Annotated in this window: 18 protein-coding genes and 2 pseudogenes; 10 read left to right on the top strand and 10 right to left on the bottom strand. The window is 69.8% G+C overall.

Annotation, left to right across the window (positions count from 1 at the left end):
• From ACESM1_RS28740 to ACESM1_RS28725, 4 genes are all read left to right on the top strand, one after another.
• A partial coding sequence (locus tag ACESM1_RS28740) for a hypothetical protein (protein ID WP_372624651.1) occupies positions 1-364 on the top strand: 364 nt, incomplete at its 5' end.
• Positions 365-451: 87 nt separating this feature from the next.
• Positions 452-1,138 carry a hypothetical protein gene (locus ACESM1_RS28735; protein WP_372624650.1) on the top strand — a complete coding sequence of 229 codons (687 nt, stop codon included), beginning with the start codon at positions 452-454 and terminating at the stop codon, positions 1,136-1,138.
• Positions 1,135-1,728 (top strand): DUF2793 domain-containing protein, encoded by a 594-nt coding sequence (locus ACESM1_RS28730; RefSeq protein ID WP_372624649.1) that lies wholly within the window; start codon positions 1,135-1,137, stop codon positions 1,726-1,728. The genes ACESM1_RS28735 and ACESM1_RS28730 overlap by 4 nt, the downstream gene beginning before the upstream one ends.
• A gap of 57 nt (positions 1,729-1,785) precedes the next feature.
• Complete coding sequence (locus tag ACESM1_RS28725) at positions 1,786-2,046, top strand: hypothetical protein (protein ID WP_372624648.1); 261 nt, start codon at positions 1,786-1,788, stop codon at positions 2,044-2,046.
• A gap of 422 nt (positions 2,047-2,468) precedes the next feature.
• Here the strand turns inward: ACESM1_RS28725 and ACESM1_RS28720 are convergent, their stop codons facing one another.
• Together ACESM1_RS28720 and ACESM1_RS28715 are read right to left on the bottom strand one after the other, a co-directional pair.
• Positions 2,469-3,467, bottom strand: a complete 999-nt coding sequence (locus tag ACESM1_RS28720; RefSeq protein WP_372624647.1) for a formylglycine-generating enzyme family protein — start codon at positions 3,465-3,467, stop codon at positions 2,469-2,471.
• A gap of 14 nt (positions 3,468-3,481) precedes the next feature.
• A complete protein-coding gene (locus ACESM1_RS28715) occupies positions 3,482-4,927 on the bottom strand; it encodes an alginate export family protein (RefSeq protein ID WP_372624646.1) in 1,446 nt (481 codons plus the stop codon).
• A gap of 228 nt (positions 4,928-5,155) precedes the next feature.
• On the opposite strand from ACESM1_RS28715, the gene ACESM1_RS28710 reads away from it, so the two are divergent.
• Together ACESM1_RS28710 and ACESM1_RS28705 are read left to right on the top strand one after the other, a co-directional pair.
• Positions 5,156-5,743 (top strand): hypothetical protein, encoded by a 588-nt coding sequence (locus ACESM1_RS28710; protein ID WP_372624645.1) that lies wholly within the window; start codon positions 5,156-5,158, stop codon positions 5,741-5,743.
• 288 nt (positions 5,744-6,031) lie between these two features.
• On the top strand, positions 6,032-6,325 hold the full coding sequence (locus ACESM1_RS28705) for a hypothetical protein (RefSeq protein ID WP_372624644.1): 294 nt from the start codon (positions 6,032-6,034) through the stop codon (positions 6,323-6,325).
• Between the two features lie 46 nt (positions 6,326-6,371).
• Here ACESM1_RS28705 and ACESM1_RS28700 read toward each other — a convergent pair whose 3' ends face one another.
• The 5 genes and pseudogenes from ACESM1_RS28700 to ACESM1_RS28680 all read right to left on the bottom strand — a co-directional run bounded on the left by ACESM1_RS28700 (position 6,372) and on the right by ACESM1_RS28680 (position 10,431).
• Positions 6,372-7,400, bottom strand: a complete 1,029-nt coding sequence (locus tag ACESM1_RS28700) for a sulfatase-like hydrolase/transferase (RefSeq protein ID WP_372624652.1) — start codon at positions 7,398-7,400, stop codon at positions 6,372-6,374.
• Positions 7,396-7,797: pseudogene (locus tag ACESM1_RS28695) on the bottom strand (sulfatase-like hydrolase/transferase); the annotation flags it as partial. The gene ACESM1_RS28700 and the pseudogene ACESM1_RS28695, both read right to left, overlap by 5 nt.
• Before the next feature lie 381 nt (positions 7,798-8,178).
• Complete coding sequence (locus ACESM1_RS28690) at positions 8,179-8,739, bottom strand: nitrilase-related carbon-nitrogen hydrolase (RefSeq protein ID WP_372624643.1); 561 nt, start codon at positions 8,737-8,739, stop codon at positions 8,179-8,181.
• Between the two features lie 55 nt (positions 8,740-8,794).
• A pseudogene (locus ACESM1_RS28685) lies at positions 8,795-9,058 on the bottom strand (nitrilase-related carbon-nitrogen hydrolase); the annotation flags it as partial.
• Positions 9,059-9,504: 446 nt separating this feature from the next.
• Entirely contained in the window at positions 9,505-10,431 is a 927-nt protein-coding gene (locus ACESM1_RS28680) for a hypothetical protein (protein ID WP_372624642.1), read from the bottom strand.
• 353 nt (positions 10,432-10,784) lie between these two features.
• Here ACESM1_RS28680 and ACESM1_RS28675 point away from each other — a divergent pair, with 353 nt between their 5' ends.
• On the top strand, positions 10,785-11,462 hold the full coding sequence (locus ACESM1_RS28675; protein WP_372624641.1) for a transporter substrate-binding domain-containing protein: 678 nt from the start codon (positions 10,785-10,787) through the stop codon (positions 11,460-11,462).
• A gap of 68 nt (positions 11,463-11,530) precedes the next feature.
• Here the strand turns inward: ACESM1_RS28675 and ACESM1_RS28670 are convergent, their stop codons facing one another.
• Positions 11,531-12,706, bottom strand: coding sequence for an IS110 family transposase (locus ACESM1_RS28670; RefSeq protein ID WP_372624640.1), 1,176 nt, complete (start codon positions 12,704-12,706; stop codon positions 11,531-11,533).
• A 224-nt stretch (positions 12,707-12,930) separates the two neighbouring features.
• Here ACESM1_RS28670 and ACESM1_RS28665 point away from each other — a divergent pair, with 224 nt between their 5' ends.
• On the top strand, positions 12,931-13,920 hold the full coding sequence (locus ACESM1_RS28665) for a cation transporter (protein ID WP_372624639.1): 990 nt from the start codon (positions 12,931-12,933) through the stop codon (positions 13,918-13,920).
• 64 nt (positions 13,921-13,984) lie between these two features.
• On the opposite strand, the gene ACESM1_RS28660 is transcribed toward ACESM1_RS28665, so the two are convergent.
• A complete protein-coding gene (locus tag ACESM1_RS28660) occupies positions 13,985-15,031 on the bottom strand; it encodes a sodium:calcium antiporter (RefSeq protein WP_372624638.1) in 1,047 nt (348 codons plus the stop codon).
• Between the two features lie 221 nt (positions 15,032-15,252).
• Here ACESM1_RS28660 and ACESM1_RS28655 point away from each other — a divergent pair, with 221 nt between their 5' ends.
• Positions 15,253-16,305, top strand: a complete 1,053-nt coding sequence (locus ACESM1_RS28655) for a GNAT family N-acetyltransferase (protein ID WP_372624637.1) — start codon at positions 15,253-15,255, stop codon at positions 16,303-16,305.
• Positions 16,302-16,865: a GNAT family N-acetyltransferase gene (locus tag ACESM1_RS28650; protein WP_372624636.1), complete on the top strand. Its 564-nt coding sequence runs from the start codon at positions 16,302-16,304 to the stop codon at positions 16,863-16,865. Before ACESM1_RS28655 ends, ACESM1_RS28650 begins: the two co-directional genes overlap by 4 nt.
• On the opposite strand, the gene ACESM1_RS28645 is transcribed toward ACESM1_RS28650, so the two are convergent.
• A partial coding sequence (locus ACESM1_RS28645; protein WP_411278385.1) for a hypothetical protein occupies positions 16,832-17,199 on the bottom strand: 368 nt, incomplete at its 5' end. The two genes, ACESM1_RS28650 and ACESM1_RS28645, sit on opposite strands and share 34 nt — an antisense overlap.

The following is a 17,199-nucleotide window of genomic DNA, read 5'->3' as shown; positions in this document are numbered from 1 at the left end:
CCCGTGCCCGGGGGCTCGCCCCCGGGCACGGGCAGTCGCGCTGGACTGGGGAATTTTCAGTCAGCACTTCCGGGGAGAATTCACTCAGCAGCTACACGCCCCCTCCGGGCTGGTCGAGATCGCCGCCGCCGTCGAGCAGGGCGTGACCTGGCTGCCGCGCACGGCCGCCGCCGATCCGGGCACGCTGCCGCTGCAGGACATCCCCCGCGTGGTGCCGAGCACGCTGCACCTGCTCGACCTGCCGATGCTCCGGGCCGAGGACGACGATGCCGGGTTCTACGTCGCGGCGGCTGGGCCAGCGGGCTGGCGGGCGGCGGCGATCCTGCGCTCGGTCGATGGCGTGAGCTACGAGGAGATCGCCTAGCTGGGTGCGGCAGCCACCCTCGGCACTTGCCAGACGGTCCTCCCAGCCGGTCCCTGGGCACACTTCGACGAGGCCAGCACGCTGGATGTGCTGCTGCTGAACCCGGAGGACGAGCTGGATGCGGTCTCCGAGGCGGAGGTGCTGGCCGGCGCCAATGCCGCCCTGGTCGGGGAGGAAATCGTCGGCTTCCGCGATGCGGTGCTGATCGCACCCGGCACCTACCGGCTGTCCGGCCTGCTGCACGGGCGGCTCGGCACCAATGACCGGATCGCGGCGCACGGGCCCGGCGAGCACTTCGTGCTGCTGTCCGGCGCGCTCGGCCTGGAGCGGATCCGCGACGGGCTCGGGCTGCGAAGCATGAGCCGCAGCTACAAGGCCGTCAGCCTTTGGCAGGAGGAGACCGCGGTCGCGGCAGCGAGCTTTACCAACACCGCGCGCGGCCTGGCGCCGCTCAGCCCGGTGCACCTCACGGGCAGTCGTGACGGCGCGGGCAATCTCACCATCACCTGGATCCGGCGCACGCGCATCCCCTCGGCCTGGGCGGACGGCACCGATGTGCCGCTGGGGGAGGCCAGCGAGCGCTACGAGATCGACATCCGCAACGCCGCGAACACCGCGACGCTGCGCACCATCAGCAGCACCAGCGCGAGCGTCACCTACACGGCCACCGAGCAGGCCGCCGACTTCGGCGCGCCGCAGGCTTCGGTGCGGGTGCGCGTGCGGCAGATCAGCGACACCATCGGCCGCGGCGCGGCCAGGGAGGCCATTCTATGAGCACCACCCCGCGTCTCGCGCTGCCCTACATCCTGACCCAGCAGGCACAGAAGGAGGTCACCCATGCAGCGGGGCTGAACCGGCTGGATGCGCTGGTGCAGCCGGTCGTGCAGCAGATCGGGCTGAACACGCCGCCCGCGTCGCCCGCAGACGGACAGTGCTGGACCGCCGGCACCGCTCCGACCGGCGCCTGGGCCGGGCAGGCGAACCGGCTGGCGCAGCGCATCGGCGGCGCGTGGGTGTTCTACGCGCCCTTCGTCGGGCTGGTGGTGTTCGATGCGGCGACGCTGGCGCAGTGGGGATGGAACGGCAGCGCCTGGACCCTCGTCGCGCCCCGGCTGCTGCAGGCGAGCGTGATCTACGATCCGCCGAGCCTCGCTGCGGGCGAAGCCGTCATCACCACCGTCACTGTCTCTGGCGCGGCGCTCGGCGACTTCGCGCGCGCAAGCTTCTCGCTCGATCTGCAGGGCATCACGCTGACCGCGTGGCTGTCGGCGGCGGGTACGGTCAGCGTGCGGTTCCAGAACGGCACGGCGGGCGCGGTCGATCTGGGCAGCGGGATGCTGCGGGTGCGGGTGGAGAAAGCGTAGGCCACATCATTGGCTTCGACGGCCAGATCGAGCTCGAGGCGCTGCGGTTCTATAGCCTTGCCAGAGGTTGCGCCGGCTATCCTCCATGGCTCCCCGTCGCTGCCGGTGGGGACGCGGACGCTGGCGCTGGAGACCACCTGGGACCTGCCGAGCCTCGGTCCCGGCGCAACCGCCAACGTCGATGTGACTGTGCCGGGCGCGCGGCGCGGGGACTTCGCCGATGCCTCGCCCGACACCAGCAGCATCGCCTTCGTACTGGACTGCCATGTGTGGTCCAACAACAGCGTCCGCGTTACCGCGCGGAACGTCAGCGCCTAGACGGTGGATCTCGCCGCGGCGTCACTGGCGGTGCAGGTGACGAAGCGGCGGATCCCGTGAGCTTGCGCAGGCGTCCTGGCGCACTCTGGATCCGTGACGCACTGCCGCCGACCACACCCTTGGCGCTGACGCCATCGCCAAGCCGCACGTCCGGACAACCGCGAAGCTCCACCTGCCCCAGTCGACACGCCGAGACAGCTATGGCGGGTGGATGACAAAGTTGACGCGACTTGATTCCGCAAGCTTGCGATCTGCTCATTCTGGGCACCCATCCGCGCCGACGCAGCCAAGGAGCGGACAGCCTGCCTCAGCTGTGTCATCCACGGAGGCGGCAAGGCCAAAATCCTCCCCACTCCGCACGGTGCACCACTGTCGCGGGAAGCCTAGCCAAGAGCCTCCGTGCAGCGCGTGGATGACCGTCCTCATTCAGCCGCCGCACCTGCGGGCGACGGCCGGATCACGCAGCGAAAGCCGACATGACATGTCGAGGTGTCTTCCGCCTCGGCATGGCGAGCGGCGGGACGGTAGCGCCGGCAGTGGTTCGGCGCGCAGAGGAAGCTGCCGCCCTTGAGGACCCTGCGCGGGATGCGGATCTTGGGCTGCGCCGGGTCGTAACTTTGCGCCTCGCTGGTGCGGCGCGGGTTGAGCGGGACACAGCAAGGCTTTCCGGAATCCGCGTCGTGCCGCGGCGCCCAGAAATCCTGCGTCCATTCCCAGACATTACCGATCATGTCGGAGAGACCGTAGCCATTGGCCGGAAACGATCGCACGGGGCTGGTCGCCTCCCACCCGTCCTCCCGCGTGTTCCGGTAGGGAAAGGCGCCCTGCCACGTGTTGGCCATGATCCGCCCGCCCGGCCGCATCGTGTCGCCCCAGGCGAAGGCCGCGCCGTCCAGGCCGCCGCGGGCGGCGAATTCCCATTCGGCCTCGGTCGGCAGGTCCTTGATGGCCCAACGGGCATAGGCGAGTGCATCGGCGTAGGAGACGTGGACCACGGGGTGGTCGTCCAGGCCGTCGAGGCTGCTTCCGGGCCCGTAGGGCGCGTGCCAGCAGGCCCCGGGGCGAAGTTCCCACCACAGGCCCCACTGCGAGAGGTCTACGGGGCCGCGGGTCTTGCGGAAGACGAGGCTCCCGGCGAACAGCATATGCGGCAGTGCACCCGGGTAGTCCTTCGGATCGGGTGGGACCTCAGCGGTGGTGACATGGCCGGTGGCGGCGACAAAGACGGCGAATTCACGGTTCGTCACCGGCGTTGCGTCTATCCAGAACCCGTCCACCGCCACGCGGTGCACCGGCGCCTCTTCGGCATAGTGCCGGTCGGAACCCATGCGAAAAGCACCACCGGGAATCCATGCCATGCCCGGCGGGGCAGTGGACGCGTCAGGCCCGCCTGCGTCGCCCCCCGGCGCATCCGGTGTCATACTCTGCCCATCGGTCAGAACCGCACCGACAGGGTCAGGCCCGCCGACTGCCAGGTCTGATCGCCGCCGACTGCCTTGAGCCCGGCGCCCGGAAAGGCGAGCGACCCCCAGACCGTGAGCGCCACCTGCGGCGTGAGCATCCGCGTCCACTGCGCATAGACCTCGTCTGCCAGATGCGGCGTCGGCACACCCGAGGAAAGGAAGAGGCTGCCGCCATCAGCCGAAATTTGCGTGGCTTGGCCGAACTGTATCGGACTGTTCGTGCGGTTGGCGGCGAGGCGCAGGTACAGCAGCTTGATGAAGTCCCGCTCGCTAGCAACCAAGTCGAGGGCCACGCGGTGCACGTCAAGGTTCGAGTTGAGCACGGTGTAGCCGCCGCCCGCACCGAAGAACCAGTTGTCGAGGCCGTTGCCGTAGAAGAGCGGATCGAAGCGCTCGATCCGGCGCGTGCCGGGATCGTCGCCGGTGAAGGTCGCATAGCCGTAGGACAGCCGCGGCATCCAGGGCAGCGAGGCGAAGCGGTAGGCGACTTCGGCGAACCAAGCATGCGCCTCGAGATTGATGCGGTCGTTCCGCTGTAGCGCGAACTCGCCTCGCACGGAGGCGCCGGGCAGCCCGATGCGGGTGGCGTCCAGTTCGCCGAAGCCGTGCCATGTGACGAGCCCCTCGCGCGCATCCTCCAGCAGGCCCGCGGGCGCCACTGGATAGACCGCCGTCGAGCGGATCGCCTGAAAGCCCGAAAAGCCCACCCGCGTGCCCGGGTCCCAGCGGTACTGCACGACGCCGCCCGCCAGTTCGGTATGCGTGTCGGAACCCGGAACCTCATTGGCATCGAGCCAGAATGCCTCGGCCGAAAAGCCCCCGCGCGAGGCGCGCAGGATGGCGGTGTTGCCGAAGGCGCGCCGGGGCAGCGTGGCCACTGCCCCGCGCGAGAAGCCGTTGCCCGCGCCCTGGAAGATCAGCATTCCGGTACCGACCTGGTAACGCTGCGCGCCACCGGAGATGTCGAGGTTCCACACGCCCTCCGGGTTGGTGGTGCGCAGGCCGACATAGGCGTTCTCCGGCAGCACGGCGCCGCGATTGCCCGAGTCATAGGCGTCGCGGCCGAGCGTGCCCGCTGCCAAGACACTGAGCCCGCCATAGAGGGCGAAATCGGGCGCGGCCTGCCAGACCGCCTCCATGCCCGGGGCGACGGCGAACTCGCCCCAGACGCGGCGGTCGGCGAATCCCGCTCCGCCGAATTGCCGCGCGAGGCCGTACCAGACGCCGGCATGCGCAAGGCCCGCCGCCGTCCCTTCGAGCGTGCCGGTCAGGCGCAGGCCGTCGCGGTCCAGCAACACCAGAGCCGAGGGTGCATCCTGGGCGACCGCTGGTGCGGAGGCGGCCACCAAGACCCCGAGCATCGCGGCCGCGATGACCAGTGTGCGGCGGCGGCGGTCGGTGCCGCCACGTTGCCTCATGCGCCGGGCTCCTCAATGCAAAATCCCGATCGGCGCAGTCATGGCGGCCGGGCCTGGTGACGTAGAGCGTCAGGCCAAGGAGCCGCGCGGTCAAACCGGCCGGCGCCCATTTTGGGCAGCGATTCTCACGCCGCGTCCGCTTACGTATGCGCGAGGATCCTCGGGCCCAAGCCGCCGTGCCGCCATCCGCGGTTCCCAGGCGCTCTGCCCCTCTGTAGCGTGACAGCGATGCACCAGCTGAGGAAACCATCAAACCGGCCTTCGTCCGATGCTGTCGACGTGGCGGCGGCCGCGGCCGCGGAAGCCGTGCACCAGGCCTTCATGCATCGCTTCGTCGAAGCCCAATACGCCTGGACGGCGATGCTGCTGGACCACCTTGCGCAATGCCGCCGACGGCTCGGCGACCTTGACGCGGTCGTGGTGCTCGGTGTGCTGGGGCTGTCGGCGCTCGCGGCCGCACGGCGGGAACTCGAGCGGGTGCCGCCGGGGGCCGTGCCAGACTTCTACAGCGACAAGGTGCCGCCCGGCAGCGCAATCAATGCGCACAGTCTGGCGGAGATCACGGGGATCCCTCGTGAGACGGTGCGGCGCAAGCTGGCGTTCCTGGCAAGGGCCGGCCTGATCCAACGGATGCCCAATCGGGCGTGGTCCCTGGCGGCGACCGAGACTGGCGGCGCCCGCGCGCGCGGCGACCTGCAGGACCTGACGGACAGCGCGGCCGGCAACCTCGCGCGACTGTTCGCCCGGCTCGTAACGCTGGCCGAGGCCGCCGCGACGGAGGCGAAGGCCACGCGCCGGGCCGCATCGGGCGAGTAGGTCCGCACCCGGCCGATTCTGTTGAAAAAGTCGGCCGCTGGCATCGGACGGGCTGCTTGGCGCACCATCAAGTCGTAATCGCGCCGATAAGCGAAGCGCAGTTGCGAGCCTGTTCAGGCCAGTTGTTACTTCTTTCGCGCTCCACGGCGGTCCGGACTTTTTCAACAGAATCGGCCCAATCCGGGCGGTCGCATCGGCGCAGCGCAGCCCATGACTGGTAATAGTCATGTGAACCGCCGCGAGGGAGCGTCGGGCGGGTCCGGTCCCTGACGGAGCCACGCCATCGCGATGCTGGAGGTCGCGCCGCTGCGCACCACCACCACGACCTTCCAGCCGTCCCTCGCCTACAACATCGGCGGCGGGCGCACCGCGGCGCTGAATTGCGAGATGACCCACAACTGGGAACTGCCGGCCGGGCGGCAGTGGTCCATTCCGGTTTCGCTCGGCATCACCCAGATCGTCGCGCTCGGCGACCGATTCCTGCAACTGGGCGGCCGCGTCACCTACAACACCATGACGCAGGGCGCTGCCGGCAACTGGGAACTTCGCCTCAACGTCACGCTGGTGCTGCCGCAGCGCTGAGCGCCGGGCGGCCGGAGGACACGCGGGCGTCCTCCGGCCCAGGTGGTCACTGCGGCCGCGGGCGCAGCGTGCCGCCCTCCTGCCGCGGCGGGAATTCCGCCAGGCTGCGCGTGTGCTCGGCCAGCAGGTCGCGAATGACGCCGCCGAGGAAGGCCTTGCGCATGGCCATCAGGGCGGAGCGATGGCCGTCGCGCTGCTCGAAGGGATCCATGCGCAGGTTGAACAGCAGCGCGCTGGGGCGGAACTGGTCGAAGAACCCGTCCCGCGTCTCGAAGTGCGACTTCCAGTGGCCGAAGCGCATCGCGGTCAGGCGGCCCTCATTGTAGTAGAAGAAGTTCTCGCGCGCCGACGGCCGCCCCTCCGTCCAGTGCGCCAGGTTGTCCACGCCGTCGATCATGACGTTGTGGCTCGCCCGCAGCCGGGCGCCGACATCGGGCACGCCGGCCGCGGCGGCGAGGGTGACGAACAGGTCCATGTGCGACTGGATGCCGTTGGAGGCGCTGCCCGGGCGGATCCGGCCGGGCCAGCGGACCAGCATGGGCACGCGCACGCCGCCTTCCCAGGTCGTCGCCTTCTCGCTGCGGAAGGGCGTGGTGCCGCCGTCCGGCCACCAGGCCGACATGGAGCCGTTGGCCGCGGTGAACATCACGATGGTGTTGTCGCGCAGCCCGAGCGCTTCCAGGCGGTCGAGGATGCGCCCGACATGAGCGTCGAGTTCCATCATGCCGGCGCCGTAGAGGTCGTCGCCCGAGGAGTGCGGGCGCGCCAGCAGGCGGTTCTCCGGCCGCAGATGCGTGTAGATGTGTATCCGCGTCGTGTTGTGCCACAGGAAGAAGGGGCGGTTCTCGCGCGCGCTTCGTTCGATGATGGAGAGCGAGCGCTCGAGGAACTCGTCGTCCACGGTCTGCATGCGTTCGCGGGTCAGCGCGCCGGTGTCGGTGCAGCGCTGCGCGCCCCAGGGGCCGAAGCGGGAATCGCCGGGGGGGTTCCGGGTTGTCGGCCGGCAGCGCCACGCAGTCGAGCACCCCGCGCGGGCGGTAGCGCTGGTTGAAGCCGGCGTCGGTCGGCCAGTCAGGATCCTCGGGCTCCTCCTCGGTGTTCAGGTGGTAGAGGTTGCCGAAGAAGGTGTCGAAGCCGTTCACCGTCGGCAGGTGGCGGTTGAGGTCGCCGAGGTGGTTCTTGCCGACCTGCGCGGTGACGTAGCCCTGCTGGCGCAGGACGGTGGCGAGCGTCGGGTCGCGCTGGTCGATGCCGATCGGCGAGCCCGGCAGGCCGACGGTGTGCAGCCCGGTGCGCACGGGGTACTGGCCGGTGATGAAGGCGGCGCGGCCGGGCGTACAGGTCGCTTCCGCGTAGTGGTCGGTGAACAGCATCCCCTCGCGCGCGATGCGGTCGATGTTGGGCGTCGGCACCATCATGCCGTGGCTGTAGGCGCCGACATTCCAGTAGCCGACGTCGTCGGTCATGATCATCAGGATGTTGGGCCGCGCCGGCGCGGGCGACTGGGCCTCCGCCGGCGCGGGGCAGATGGCCGCCCCCAGCGCCGTGGAGAGGGCGAATGCGGTCCCGAGAAGCAGCTTTCGCATAGGCATCCTGGCTCGTTCCTCCATCGCGCGTCGCAAGTCGCCGCAGGCCCATCGGACCTGACGCTCGAACGAGTATCTGCAATTTGCGATCCAGGCATGCACGCCTGCCTGCCCATTTTGGGCGGCGATCCCGCGGGCGCCGAGGCATCGCAGCGGGCACCGCGCTCCAGGTCAGCGGGCCGGCGACGGTTCGATCCCGGTCGCACTCCCTCCAGCAAAGCGCGATGCGGCGCCACCCAGAGCGGCGTTTGTTACCGTGCCTCAGTCTTAGCCGAATCGCACGGGTGCCTGCTTCTTTCTGTTCACGGTGAGAGTGAAGACGTCGGGTCTGGCATAGTGCCCGCTGGCGTCGAACTTTCGCCGCGAGGCACGCGCCGCCGTCACATCGATTTCAGCGAACAGCAGGCCCTTTTCGCGGCGCATCGGCCCTGCGATGACGCCGCCGAAGGGCTTGTAGACGACGGCGTCGCCCGCGTTGATCCACTCGTCCTTGTTCGGAAAGAGCTCGTTGCGATACGGCACGTCATCCGGGATGTCGGACGCTTCCAACGCCGTCGCGCATCCGACGACCCAGCAGCCGCCCTCGCGCGCGATGTGCTGCATCGTCGCGAGCCAGGTTTCGCCGTTGTCCCAGGTCGGGGCGACGTAGATGTCGATGTTCTGCGCATAGAGCGCGTAACGTGCCAGCGGCATGTAGTTTTCCCAGCAGATCAGTGCCCCGACACGGCCGACCGCGGTGTCGACGACGTTCAGACCAGGGCCGTCGCCGAAGCCCCAGACCATCCGCTCCGGATTTGTCGGCATCAGCTTGCGGTGGTTTATTCGCAAGCCTGCCGTCCGCGTCGATGATCGCGCAGCTGTTGAACAGCGTACTGCCGCTGACCGAGCCGTCGACCTCCTGGTAGCCCAGCACGATGACCACCCCGTGGTCCTTCGCCGCGTCCAGAAGCGGTCGCAACCCGTCCCGGCTGAGGTCAACCGAGTTGGCCAGCGAGAGGGCGTAGAGCTCATCCGTCTTGCCCATCCCCGCCCCCGGCGGCAGCCGCCAGACGAATGTCGGATAGCCGGGAAGCCATGTCTCGGGAAATACCAGCATGCCGCAGCCATTCGCTGCCGCCTCCCGCACGAGTTCGACCGCGCGCGCCATCGACTTTTCGAGATCGAGGTAGACTGGCGGTTGCTGTACAACTGCAAGCTTCATGTGATCGCACCGCCGCGCCCCGGGCTGGGGCGCGGACACCGTACCACGCCTGCTGCGCTTCCTTCGCACACTACTTTTCCCGGCAGCACCACTCGCAGACCCTTCTGCGGGGCACGCTTCGCTTCCGGAAGCGCTTGTCGGCGAGCGACACGCCCAGAGAACTTCGTTCCCCGGCTCCCACCGCTGCTCCAGTCGGTCCCTCCACAGCCTCTCTCTCCTGACGAGGGCAACACGCAGCCGCGCAAAGGGGCGCGGGGTCGGACGCAGCACCGGCGCCGCGGCCACCTCGCGCGCCTTCACCGCGGCGAGCAGGGCCCGGGCGGCTTCGGCCAGCTTCGCTTCCGCCTCGGCGCGGCGCTTCGCCCAGCCGCCGCCGTCGAGCCAGTCGAGCATCAGCCCTTCCGCTTCGGCACCGTAGCGCCAGATGCGGTCGAACTCGTCGAAGGGCACCAGCCGCGAGCCGTCGGCGAAGTCGAGCCGGAGGCAATCCACGCGCACGCCATCGGCCTCGACGGGCTCCACCCCGCGCAGTGCGGCGAGGACCTCGTCGAGGTGGATGACGGCATCGCCGGACTGCAGCTTCGCGCCGGCCGCAACCAGCGCATGCGCGCCGTCGCGAGGCGCCGCGATGCCGGCCGAGCCGGGGCGGATCGCGGCATGAGGAACGATGAGCGCTTCCTCGCTCGGGCTGACAGCCACCGAATGGCGGCCCGCCAGCCCTCCGCGTCGAGATACAGCGCCTCGGGCGGCCGCACCGGCGGCTCGCCGTCGCGCGGCGGACGGAGCGAGAGGCGCATACGGTAGGCCTCGGCCACCTCGGTGCGGCGCCGCGCCAGCGGCTCGTCGAGGTCGTCGTCCAGGATCACCGCTGCCTTGGGCAGCAGCGCGAGCGGCGCGACCAGATCCACGCCGAAGGCCGGCAGCGAATGGTCCAGTCCCGGCGGCCGCGCCCCGAGCAGCGGATGGCCGGGCGGCAGCACGAGCTCGGAAGCCGGGCCGATGGTGACGCTCTCGATCTCCGCCTCCAGGCTGCGCTGCGTGACGATGTCGGTGCAATGGATCGCGGCGATGCACCCGTCCTCGAGCCGCAGCCGCCAAGCCGGGTCGGTCTCGGCCCAAGCCGGATAGATGTCCGCGATCTGGCCATGGAGGACGGCCTCGCCCGGCTCGTCCACGCGCTCGTCGATGGCGTAGCCGAGGTGCAGCCGCGCGGCGCGCGGCTCGCTGCAGGCGACGAATATGAGGCCTGCAGGGCCGGCCTGTACGGTGCGCTCGACGAGGCGCGCGGCAAGAAGCGCTTCAGGCTCGGCGATCAGCATGGCGGGATTTCTCACGCGCCGAGGCATCAGCCGGGTGGCAACGCCGCGGGCTGTGCGCGGGTGCCCTCGCTTCCGAGGGCTTGGCTACGGGCTGGGGAAGCCCGTTCGCCGTGAAGGAGCCGCTGGCACGCTCACGGACAGCGCACCGATCGAGGCGCAGCGGGCGCCCACATCGGGCGACCCTGTCAAACTCAGAGCACTCCGATCTCAATTCGGACCCGCCCACGCAACCTGAGTGGCCCGCCGATCCTTCTGGCGGAATGCTCAGTGCCCTACCCAAGGCGGCCGGCGGGAGCAGTCCCCCTCAGGGGACAGCCCGGTCGCTCCGCGTTTTGGGGCTCTTGCTGCTTGCCTTGGGCCTGCTGGCTCTTTCCGCATGCGACGACGTCCGCTTCCCGCGAGACCCCGACGGCACCCTCGACCACGTGCTCGCAAGCGGCCGGATGCGCGTGGCTGCGGTGGATCATGTGCCCTGGGTGATCGTCCGCGAGGGCGAGCCGCCGTCCGGCGCCGAAGCGGAACTGGTCGAGGCTTTCGCGCGCAGCCTCGGCGTAGCGGTCGAATGGCGGCGCGCTCCTGCCTTCAAGGCGCTGGAGGCGCTCCAGCGGGGCGATGCCGACCTCGCGATCGGCGGCTTCGCCCGGCAGGCGGTGGCCGCGCACAAGGTGGCGAGCCACACCTACGCCTACTTCACCGAAGCGCTGGTCGTCGCCGCCGCGCCCGGAGCCCCTGTCCCGCGGGAGCTGAATGATCAGCAGGTCCATGCTGCCCCCGCACTGATGGCGGGGGGCCTCATCCGTGAGCGCGGGGGCGTGCCGGTGAGCGAGCGCACGGACTCGGTCCGCCTGATTGCGCTGCCCGGCTGGCAGTTCCCGGCGCGCGGATTGGTGCCCACCGGGATCGTGCTGCGTCGTGACGAGCACGTCGTCGCGGTGCCGCGCGGCGAGAATGCCTGGATCATGCGGCTTGAGCGCTTCCTGCGAGCGCAGTCCGGCGGGATGGCCGCCAGGCTGCAGGCCCACGCGCCGTGAGATACCGTCAGGCTGAGCAAGCATTTCCTGCGCTGGCCGCAGGCGTGGCCGGCTGCGCTGTGGATGGGCTACGCCGGCCGCGCCTGCTCTGTGGAGCTGACGAAGGGGCGGAGGCTGCGGGCGGTGACGTAGACGGCAAGCAGCAGCTTCCGCATGGCGGCGACGAGGGCGAGCTTGGGCGGCTTTCCTGCGGCGCGGAGACGTTCGTAGAAGGTGCGGAGCCATGGGTTTCGGCGGACCGCGCTGAGGGTTGGCATCCAGAGCGCGGTGCGCAGCCTGGTGTTGCCGAAGTGGGTGGCGGCAGCGCGGGCGGGATTGCGCTTGCCCGACTGGCGCAGGGCCGGGACGACGCCGAGATGGGCGGCGAGCGCGCCTGGGCTGTGGAAGCGTGCTGGGTTGCCGACTTCGGCGATGATGCGGGCGGTGGTCTGCGGCCCGATGCCGTCGATGGTGGTGAGCAGCTTCCCGACCTCGTGGGTGTCGAGCAGGTTCTCGATGTCGCGCTCGATCTCGGCCAGCCGGCGGCGCCAGAGGTCGAGGTCCTGGCAGATGTGGCGGGCCTGCAGCGCGTAGGCCGGCCCGTGATGCTGACCGATGGAGCGCTTGGCGGCCTCGACCAGCTGGGTGGCGAGTTCCGGCCCGAGCAGGTGTCGCCCGTCGTAGCGCAGCTTGGCGAGGCGACGCGGGGTGGCGCGGGCGAAGGCCTGGGCAGTCGGATACTCGGCGAGCAGGCAGGTGGCGAGCTGGCTTGCGAGGGTGCGGACGTAGCGGGTGAACTCGGGGAAGCCGAGGTCGACGAGACGGTGAAGCTGGTGGACGCGGTCATCGAAGTCCTGGCGGAGCCGGTCGCGGTGGCGGACCAGTTCGCGCAAGGCCTCGGCGACCTCGTCGTGCAGGCGCATCGGCGCCGGGCGCTTCTCGAAAGCGAGGCGGGCGAGGCCGGCGGCGTCGATGGCGTCGGTCTTGGTGCGCTCGAGGCCGGCCTCCTGGAAGCGGCGGGCGACGAGCGGGTTGACCAGCGCCACGTCGTGGCCGGCGGCGGTGAGGACGGCGAAGAGGTTCTTCCAGTAGTGGCCGGTCGCCTCGAGGACGATGAGGGCTGGCGGGTCGCCGAGCGCTGCGAGCAGCGCGTCGTAGCCCGCGCGATCCTCGGTGATCGGGATCGGCCTGCCGATCGGCGCGCCGGCGTCATCGAGGCGTGCCAGGGTGTGGGTTTCGGACGCGACGTCGATGCCGGCAAACATGGCTCCTCCCCTGCTGGCGGTTGCCGGGGAGCCTCGATACCGGCGTTCATGCCCGCGCTTGTCCAAGCGGGGACGCGGGCTGGCAAGGCCCGGCCCCAGGATACCGTCCGAGCCCGGAACGCCGGTCGAGGGCGCCAATCTCACGCCCGGGGAGCGATCCCCAAGTGCCCTGCGGCGACCCTCTCCCAGCCACCAGCGCGCAACCTTAGCCAAGGAGCACGCCGGTGAGTGGAGGTCTTACAAGCCATCCGCATGCCAGCGTGTTCCCCCTGCCGGACGAGTTGGAGCGGGCGATGCGCCGCGCTCGACGACTCCAATGGCTCTGGATGGTCGTCCTCGCCAGCATCGTGGTGGCGATCTACTTCGCCCTCGGCAACTCGCAGGCGATGAAGACCGCCTGGATCGAGGATCTGCTGAGCTTCGTGCCGCCCATCGCTTTCCTGGTGTCGTCCCGGATCGAGCGCTGGGCGCCGGACGCCCGCTTTCCCATCGGCTACATCCGGGTGACCTCGATCGCCTACCTGGTAAGCGCCGTGGCGCTCGCAGGCGTCGGGCTGTTCCTGATCTACGACTCGGCCAGCGCGCTGATCCGCGCCGAGCACCCGACCATTGGCAGCGTGGAGCTGTTCGGCGTCACCTTCTGGTTCGGCTGGGTGATGCTCGCAGCGCTGGCCTACAGCGTGGTCCTGCCGGTGGTCTTCGGCCGGCTGAAGATGCGCCCGGCGCGGGACCTGCACGACAAGGTGCTGTGGGCCGACGCGCTGATGAACAAGGCCGACTGGATGACGGGGCTCGCGGCCGCCGCCGGCGTGGTCGGGATCGGCTTCGGTCTGTGGTGGGCCGATGCCGCGGCCGCGATCCTGATCGCGCTCGACGTGCTGCACGACGGCTTTCGCCACACCACGGCCGCCGTGCGTGACCTGGTGGACGAGGTTCCGCGCACGGTGGACGACAAGGAGTTCGACCCGCTGCCGTCGCGCATGCAGGCTTGCGTGGAGGAACTCCCCTGGGTGCGGGGCAGCAAGCTCCGCCTGCGCGAGGAGGGCCGGTTCCTGACCGGGACAGTGTATGTTCAACCGCGGGACGGGTTGGTCGACCCGCGCTGGGTCCGCGACACGGAAGCGCGGCTGCGAGGGATGCACTGGCGCGTGGATCACGTCTCGGTCGTGCCCGTGCCGGACCTCAGCGAGGTGACCGGCGGGCGCACCGGGTGAGGAGGGCGGGCAGACAGGATGCCAGCTTCGCCACCACCCCGCCCGCTCTCAGGCGCGCCGTCCATCAGCCGCCCCCGTCCGGCCCGCCCGCGGAAGGCTGGATCCAGAACAGTACCAGGGCGATGTAGGCCAGGTAGGCGGCACCGAAGGCGAACAGGTGCCAGCGGCGGAAGCCGTGCTTCCCGCCCTTGCCGCCGAAGTGGATGAAGCCGGCGTAGAGGGCGGGCATCAGCGCGACGAAGGCCAGGCTGACCCAGAACAGCCGGAAGTCCTCCACCTGCATGCCCAGAACCGTCAGGGGGATGAAGGCGATCGTCATCGTCACCGCGTGGTCGCCGATCACGCTGGTAATGGCCGAGCCGACCTGGCCCGAGCGCGCCACGCTCCAGGTGGCGAAGACCTCGGGCAGGGCGGCCATGGGGGCCGTGATGAACAGCCCGCCCACGATCCGCGGGATGCCAAGGGCGGAGACGATCTTCTCGGTCGCGAAGACGGTGAAGTAGGCGCCGACCGCGATCGCACCGACGCCCGTGGCCGCCATCCACCTCTCGCGGCCCTTCCATTCCACCTCCTGCGGGTCCTGCCGCCCCCGCAGCAGCGCCTGGGCGAGATAGGCAAGGTAGGCGAGCAGCAGGATCCAGCCGTCCACGGGCTGCAGGCCGCGCCACGGCGCCGGCAGGGTGAGCAGGGCGAAGACGCCGATGATCGCGAGATAGGGCAGCGCCTGCACCGTCACCGCGGCCGGATCCACGGCCAGCCGGTGCTCGCGCAGATGGCCGGCATGGCCCGCGTGGCCGCCCACGTCCTCGCCCAGCCGCTGCTTGCGTGTGGCGACATAGGCGGTGGTCACCATGATCGGGATGGCGACGATGTTGGAGCCGAGCATGGCGCCGAGACCGATATCGCCGACGCCGCGCACCGCGCTCGTCAGGTTGATGCCGATCTCGGGGCTGGCGGCGGTGAGGCCCACGAAGGAGCCGCCCGCCGCGGCGGAGATGCCCCAGCCCCGCCGGAGCTTCTGGAGGGGGTGGGACAAGCGCTCCGCGCCCCAATGCGCCGCCCAGACGGACGCGAGCAGGACGGGAACCCAGACGAAAAGCGATCCGGACATGGGGAAGGCAACGCGGCACGCGTCGCGGGGCTGCTACCCGCCCTGGCACGGCAAGGGCAATCCCGGATCGGGGGCGGACCACGCTCGTCTTGTCCGGCAGCATAGAACTCTCCTGAGGGCGAACCTTGGCCCGGCGCGGTCGTTCTCGGCGCGGGCAGGTGCGCCGCAGGACGGCCAAGGGCGCCCGCCGCCGTCACCAGCAAACCCGGGGTGAAAGACCCGTGACTTCAGCTGCGGAGTCGGTGCTCAAGAGCGGACAAGCGACGACCGGCACGGAACTGGCGATCATCGAGATCAGCGATGCGGATGGGCTCGAGTCCCTCCGCCCCGAATGGTCCCAGCTGGACGAGAGCATTCCCGAGGCGAGTCCTTTCCAGTCTCCGGAATGGCTGCTCGCCTGGCGTCGCAGCTTCTGTCGCAAGGGGCTTTGGACCCTCGCCGTTCGACGAGGAAGACGGCTCGTCGGTTTGGCGCCGTTCTTCATCCATGCTGGTGATCCCGACGGCAAACGGCAGGTCACTCTCCTGGGCAACGGTGTAAGCGACCAGCTTGACCTGCTCGCCCTGCCCGGCGAGGCGGAAGCCGTGGTCAGCGCTGTGTTCAGGCATCTCGCCCGCCGTAGCGAGCTCTGGGACAGCATCGACCTTCGCGACATGCCCGCCGGAGCACTTCTGCTGACGGGCGGGTTGGCCCTGCAAGGCACCGACACGGTCGAGCCGGAGGAGCCCTGTCCGGTTCTCCGGCTTCCGAAGAATCCTGCCGATGTCGTGAATTCCCTGCCCCGCAAGCACAGGGAGAACCTGCGGCGGCGGGCGCAACGTCTCGCGGAGCTCGGCCAGGTCGTGCGTCGGACAACCAGCGCTGAAACGCTGACGTCCGACCTCTCTGAGCTGCTGCGCTTGCATCGGCTCCGCTGGTCCGCGCGCGGAGAGCAGGGCGTGTTCGCGGATCCTGCAGTCCTGGAGTTCCAGAAGGACGCCACGATGGGCCTGTTCGAGCGTGGTCTCCTGCGGCTGCACGTGCTGGAACTCGAGGGGCAGGCCATTGCCGCTCAGTACGGCTTCCGCCGAGGTACCCGCGCCTATGCCTACATCAATGGCTTCGACCCTGCCTTCGCGCCGTTCGGGCCCAGCGCCCTGCTTCTCTCGCATGTCATGCAGGAGGCGGTGCGGGAGGGTGCGCGCGAGTTCGACTTTCTCCGCGGGCGCGAGCCCTACAAGTATGACTGGGGCGCGAGCGACAGGCCGCAGTTCCGCCGAAGGTTCCGGCGATGAGCGCGGCCGGGGACGGAGGGCTGCTCGACCGGTTCGCGGCTCGGCTCGACGTGAGCATTCGCCACTGCCGTGAGGCCGACCTGCCGCTGCTCGAGTGGTTCGGGGCATTCACCCAGCACCGGCAGATCTTCCGCGAAGCTTTCGACCTCCAGCGGCAGGGCAACGCATTGATGCTGGTGGCTGTCGTCCGCGATTTCCCGGTCGGTCAGGCCTGGCTGGATTTCCGTCCGAAGCGCGGCTTCGAAGCGCCGGTGGTCTGGGCCGTCCGCGTGCTTGAGCCGCTGCAGGGTGCGGGCGTCGGTCGAGGTCTGCTCAGCGCGCTCGTGGCGATCGCACGGAGGCGGGGCCACGACCGGCTGCAACTCGGCGTCGGCAAGGAGAATGCGGCCGCGCGGCTATTCTATCAGCGGCTGGGCTGGCGCATCACCGGTGAGCTGCAGGAGAGCTTCAGCTACACCACTCCCGAGGGTGAGGCGGTCACGCACGCGCTGGACGACTGGATCATGACCAAGGATCTCCGCCTCCATCAGGAAGGCGGCTCGAGCCCAACCCTGGCGTAGAGTTCCGGCCGGTGGCTGTTCCAGTGTTCGGCGCGTAGCTCGGTCGCGGGCCGATCATAGTAGTTCCAGGGGATATGCTTCGCGTTCAGCCCGACGAAATGCGCACCCCAGCGCCCGAGATCAGGCTGGTGCGGCCAGAAGGGCGAGCAGATGGTGACGTCCTCCGTGCTGACCACGAGAGGAGCGCCGTCGATGGATAGAGCGGCGATCTGCAGCCCCTGCTCGTCGAGCTCGGAGTGAACCGCGCCGGGTTTGCCGGAGGCCCCGAGGATTGAGAGGATGGGGCCATGACGAAGAAGACATCGAACCGGTTTTCGCCTGAGGTTCGGCAACG

This window comes from Falsiroseomonas sp., from assembly GCF_041690465.1.
Lineage (GTDB): Bacteria > Pseudomonadota > Alphaproteobacteria > Acetobacterales > Acetobacteraceae > Falsiroseomonas.
Note: the sequence above shows the minus strand (reverse complement) of the source record. Positions and strands in the feature narration are given on the sequence as shown.

Coding starts and splice junctions, on each gene's coding strand:
- ACESM1_RS28680 (WP_372624642.1), bottom strand. CDS start 10,431: ATGCTGATCGCCGAGCCTGAAGCGCTTCTTGCCGCGCGCCTCGTCGAG.
- ACESM1_RS28710 (WP_372624645.1), top strand. CDS start 5,156: ATGCACCAGCTGAGGAAACCATCAAACCGGCCTTCGTCCGATGCTGTC.
- ACESM1_RS28660 (WP_372624638.1), bottom strand. CDS start 15,031: ATGTCCGGATCGCTTTTCGTCTGGGTTCCCGTCCTGCTCGCGTCCGTC.
- ACESM1_RS28730 (WP_372624649.1), top strand. CDS start 1,135: ATGAGCACCACCCCGCGTCTCGCGCTGCCCTACATCCTGACCCAGCAG.
- ACESM1_RS28715 (WP_372624646.1), bottom strand. CDS start 4,927: ATGAGGCAACGTGGCGGCACCGACCGCCGCCGCCGCACACTGGTCATC.
- ACESM1_RS28650 (WP_372624636.1), top strand. CDS start 16,302: ATGAGCGCGGCCGGGGACGGAGGGCTGCTCGACCGGTTCGCGGCTCGG.
- ACESM1_RS28720 (WP_372624647.1), bottom strand. CDS start 3,467: ATGACACCGGATGCGCCGGGGGGCGACGCAGGCGGGCCTGACGCGTCC.
- ACESM1_RS28670 (WP_372624640.1), bottom strand. CDS start 12,706: ATGTTTGCCGGCATCGACGTCGCGTCCGAAACCCACACCCTGGCACGC.
- ACESM1_RS28705 (WP_372624644.1), top strand. CDS start 6,032: ATGCTGGAGGTCGCGCCGCTGCGCACCACCACCACGACCTTCCAGCCG.